This is a genomic window from Streptomyces sp. (genome assembly GCF_036524955.1).
Taxonomy (GTDB): Bacteria; Actinomycetota; Actinomycetes; order Streptomycetales; family Streptomycetaceae; genus Actinacidiphila.
Window position 1 is genome coordinate 1 of sequence record NZ_DATDBG010000207.1, and the last position, 4720, is coordinate 4720.

The window sequence follows — 4720 nt, forward strand, 5'->3', positions numbered from 1 at the left end:
CCCCCCCCCCCCCCCACGGCGGGAGGCCGGTCCGTGCACCACACCGATGGAAGGTGGTAAGCCGTGATGGAACAGACGGTCCCCCTGCATCTGAGGGGGATACCCGACCCGCACGTCCTGCGTGCCGCGGGTGTCGACGTGCGCACCCGGATCATCGAGCGCTACATCTGCCGTCAGCTGGAGCCGTATCTGCACGTGCCCCCGGCCCACCGGATCGCCACCGACCGGTCGCTGCGCAGCCAGGGCGTCGACTCGATCACCGCGCTCGCGCTGCGCCGCAAGCTGGTGACCGCGCTCGGCGTCGACGTGCCCGCCGCCGACCTGCTGCGCGACGACTCGGTCACCGAAGTGGCCGCGCTGCTGGCCGCACTGGTGGCCGGTCCCGCGCCGGAGCCGGACGGGCGGGCGGGCACCGGGCACGTCGCGGAGGCGGCGGGCGGGCTGTCCGCCGCGGGCCCTACCGCGCGGTGAGCGCCGCGGCGGATCGTACGGGGGCCGCCACCGCACCGGCTCTGACCGTGGGACCGGGGGAGCTGCACTTCTGGGTGCTGCCGCGGCCGTGGACGCACACCGACCCGGCACCGCTGCCGGTCGATGAGCTGGACGAGAGCGAACACGCGCGCGCGGCCGGACTGGTGCGGACCGGCGACCGCGTCCGCTACCTCTCGGCCCATGTCGCGCTGCGCAGACTGCTCTCCGCGTACACCAATATCCCGCCCCGGGCGCTGCGCCTGGGGCGGGACCGCTGCCCCTGCTGCGGCGGCCCGCACGGCCGCCCGGTGCTGCTCGACCGGCCGCACGGGCCGGTGCCGGACTGGCCGCAGTTCTCGCTGGCGCACAGTCACCAGGTCACGGTCGTCGCGCTGGCCCGGGCCACCGTCGGCGTGGACGTGCGGCGGGTGCCACCGGCCCGCGCGGTACGGCTGTGCCTGCCCGACCTGCACCCCGCCGAACAGGCCGAGCTCGCCGCCGTGCCCGGCCGACACAGACCCGCGGCCTTCGCCCGGCTGTGGACCCGTAAGGAGGCCTACCTCAAGGGCCTGGGCACCGGGCTGCGCCGCGACCCGGCCGCCGACTACCTCGGCGGCCGCCGCGACGCGCCCGCGCGCCCGGCCGGCTGGTCCGTCACCGACCTGCCGGGCCCGCCCGGACACCCCGCCGCCGCGGCGGTGCGCACCCAGGACCACCACCGGACCGTCGTCCGGACCCTGACCGCCGACTGCCTCCACGCCGAGGACGCCACGGAGCTGATCGCCGACTCACGCGCGCGGACCCACCGCGTGCCGCAGACCGCCGCCCGGCGGCCCCAGGAGTGACCGAGATGAACCCGAGCAAGGGAGGGTGGAGCGACATGCAGAACGCAAAGTCTCCCGCCGAGGCGGACAACCGGCTGCAGGAACTGAACCAGCTCAAGGAGCTGGCCCGGCAGGGACCCGACCCCAAGGCCACCGAGCGGCAGCACGCCAAGGGCAAACTGACCGCCCGCGAGCGCATCGACCTGCTGCTGGACAAGGGGAGCTTCACGGAGGTGGAGGCGCTGCGCCGACACCGGGCCAGCGGCTTCGGCCTTGAGGTCAAACGCCCGCACACCGACGGCGTGGTCACCGGGTGGGGCACCGTCGAGGGGCGTACGGTCTTCGTCTACGCCCACGACTTCCGGATCTTCGGCGGCGCGCTCGGCGAGGCGCACGCCGAGAAGATCCACAAGGTCATGGACATGGCCATCGCGGCCGGTGCGCCGCTGGTCTCGCTGAACGACGGCGCCGGCGCCCGGATCCAGGAGGGCGTCTCGGCGCTCGCCGGCTACGGGGGCATCTTCCAGCGCAACACCCGCGCCTCCGGCGTCATCCCGCAGATCAGCGTGATGCTCGGCCCGTGCGCGGGCGGCGCCGCCTACTCGCCGGCGCTCACCGACTTCATCTTCGCCGTGCGGGGCATCTCGCAGATGTTCATCACCGGCCCGGACGTCGTCCAGGCGGTCACCGGCGAGGAGGTCACCCAGGACGCGCTGGGTGGCGCGGACGTACACGCGAGCATCTCCGGCGTGGCCCACTTCGCGTACGACGACGTACGCACCTGCCTCGCCGAAGTGCGGTACCTGCTGTCCATGCTGCCGTCCAACAACCGCGAACTGCCGCCCGTCCACCCCAACCAGGACCCGGTGGACCGGCCCGGCGACTCGCTGCTGGAGATGGTGCCGGCCGACGGCAACCGCTCGTACGACATCCGCGACGTCATCGAGGAACTGGTCGACGACGGCGACTACATGGAGATCCACGCGGCCTGGGCGCCGAACCTGGTGTGCGCGCTGGCCCGGATGGACGGCCAGACCGTCGGCATCCTGGCCAACCAGCCGTCCGCCCTGGCCGGCGTGCTGGACATCAAGGCGTCCGAGAAGGGCGCGCGCTTCGTCACCTTCTGCGACGCGTTCAACATCCCGCTGATCACCCTGGTCGACGTCCCCGGGTTCCTGCCCGGCGTCGAGCAGGAGCACGAGGGCATCATCCGGCGGGGTGCCAAGCTGCTGTACGCGTACTGCAGCGCGACCGTGCCGCGGATCTCGGTGGTGCTGCGCAAGGCCTACGGCGGTGCGTACATCGTCATGGACAGCCAGTCCATCGGCGCGGACCTGGCGCTGGCCTGGCCCAGCAACGAGATCGCGGTGATGGGCGCGGAAGGCGCGGCCAACGTCGTCTTCCGCCGCGAGATCGCCGCAGCCGAGGACCCCGAGGCGATGCGGTTGCAGAAGATCGAGGAGTACCGCCAGCAGCTCGTCCACCCGTACTACGCCGCCGAGCGCGGCCTGGTGGACGACGTGATCGACCCGCGGGACACCCGGGCCACACTGATCCGCTCGCTGGCGATGCTGCGGACGAAGGACGCCGAGCTGCCGCGCCGCAAGCACGGCAACCCGCCGCAGTAGCCGCGGGGCCACCGCCCTCCCGTACCCGGCGGCCCGTCGTCGGTGACCTGCCGGGTACCTCGCACGTTCCACTCGTCCGACAAGGGGGACCACCACACCATGCCTGCCGCAACCACCACCCCTCCGGCTCCCGTCCCGCACCTGGTCCGGGCCGGGGCGGCGCCCGCCGTCCCGGCGCAGACCGGGCCCCAGGACCGGGAGGCGGACACGACCGGCGTGCCGGTCGTACCGCTGCCGCAGCCCGAAGCCGCCGCCCCGGCGGCGCAGCTGCTCCGGGTGGAGCACGGCGCGGCGACGCCCGAGGAGATCGCGGCGGTCACCGTCGTGCTGCTGGCGCGGGCCGCCGCGGTGCGCGCCGCCGCCGAGGCCGAGGAGGCGCTCGCCTTCCGCCGCACCGCGGCCCGCTGGCGCGTGCACGGCTTCGCCGGCCCGCGCGCCTGGACCGCCGACGCCCGCGACCTGCTGGCGGGCTGAGTACCGCCCGGCACCGGCTCCCCGCTCGTACGTCCCGCACGGACGCCCGCGGCTCTGCCGTCGCACCACCCGCGTCTCCACGGCCCCACGCGCTCCGGCGCGTGGGGCCGTTTTTCGTGTTCGCGGGTAGCCGGACCCGGTGCGGTGCGGGCCGGCGGGGAGGTCGTACGGTGACACCCGGCAACCGGTGATCGCGGACAGGAGGGGACGTCATGTGCTGGAGCGCCACCGCGGATCTCGCGGCGGGGTCGGTCGTCGGTGCGCTCGGCGTGGCGTGTGCGGCGGGCGCGGTCCGGGCCCGGCGGGTGCGGGATCTGCCGCTGGCCGCGCTGCCGCTGCTGCTCGGGGTCCACCAGCTTGTGGAGGCGGCCGTGTGGGAGGGCGACGGCGGCAGCGGGACCGCCACCACCGTGTGGGCGGTGATCGCGCTGCCGTTGCTGGCCGCCTGGGTGCCGCTCGCCGTGCTGAGCGCGGCGCCGCCGGGGGCGCGGCTGAGGCTGGCCGTCCCGGTGGCGGCGGGGTCGGCGACCGCCGCCGTGCTCGCCGCGTGTCTGGCCGCCGAGGCGCCCGTGGCGGAGATCCGCGGCCACACCGTCGGATACGCCGTCGACGTGCCGAACCCGCCGCTGCTGATCGCCGCCTACCTCGTGGCCACCGTCGGCGCCCTGCTACTCGCCGCCGACCGGACGATCCGGCTGCTCGGCGTGCTCACCGCGGTGGGCGCGGGGATCTGCGCGGTGCTGTGGCGGATGGAGTTCGTCTCGACGTGGTGCGCCTTCGCCGCCGTGGTCTCGGTGGTGCTGCTCGCGTGGGTACGACGGCCCGCCGCCGGGCGGCCGGCGATCGCCTGACGGTCCGGCGGAAAATCCTGCGCGAGCGCCCCGGGCCCGACACACTGGGCGCATGCGCTCGCACCGTATGTTCCCGGCGGTCCTGATTGCGGCAGTCGTCGTTCTCGGCCCGGCCCTGACCGGCTGCTCGTCCGGCTCGGGCTCCGGCTCCGACTCGGGCTCCGGCCCGCGCTCGTCCGCCACGCCGGGCGATGGGGCGAAGGGGCCGCTGGGCACCGCGCCCGGCGTCCCGCCCGAGGGCCGCACCACCGTCACCTACACGGTTCGCAGCGCTTCCGCCGCCCCGCTGAGCGACGAGGAGCTGCGGCGCACCGCCGACCGGCTGAAGGCCAGGGCCAAGGCGTTCGGCCTGACCGGCACAACGATCGAGGTGCGCGGCGGCGCCATCATCGCGGACGCCCCCGGCGACAGCGCTGACGAACTGCGTCAGATGGCGACCACCGCGCAGCTCGCCTTCCGCCCGGTCCTGGAC

Annotated in this window: 5 protein-coding genes and 1 pseudogene; all 6 read left to right on the plus strand. The window is 74.9% G+C overall.

Translation table 11 applies throughout. The features are described from left to right. Positions 1–66: 66 nt before the first annotated feature. Positions 67–471: an acyl carrier protein gene (locus tag VIW71_RS16995; RefSeq protein ID WP_331623155.1), complete on the plus strand. Its 405-nt coding sequence runs from the start codon at positions 67–69 to the stop codon at positions 469–471. Between the two features lie 47 nt (positions 472–518). Then, positions 519–1316 carry a 4'-phosphopantetheinyl transferase family protein gene (locus VIW71_RS17000; RefSeq protein WP_331623156.1) on the plus strand — a complete coding sequence of 266 codons (798 nt, stop codon included), beginning with the start codon at positions 519–521 and terminating at the stop codon, positions 1314–1316. 35 nt (positions 1317–1351) lie between these two features. Further along, positions 1352–2923 (plus strand): acyl-CoA carboxylase subunit beta, encoded by a 1572-nt coding sequence (locus VIW71_RS17005; RefSeq protein WP_331623157.1) that lies wholly within the window; start codon positions 1352–1354, stop codon positions 2921–2923. A 99-nt stretch (positions 2924–3022) separates the two neighbouring features. Then, the gene (locus VIW71_RS26590) at positions 3023–3397 is read left to right on the plus strand and encodes an acyl-CoA carboxylase epsilon subunit (protein WP_414720759.1); all 375 of its coding nucleotides are present in this window, start codon (positions 3023–3025) and stop codon (positions 3395–3397) included. A gap of 212 nt (positions 3398–3609) precedes the next feature. Continuing rightward, complete coding sequence (locus VIW71_RS17015) at positions 3610–4248, plus strand: DUF6629 family protein (protein ID WP_331623158.1); 639 nt, start codon at positions 3610–3612, stop codon at positions 4246–4248. A 52-nt stretch (positions 4249–4300) separates the two neighbouring features. Next, a pseudogene (locus VIW71_RS17020) lies at positions 4301–4720 on the plus strand (hypothetical protein); the annotation flags it as partial.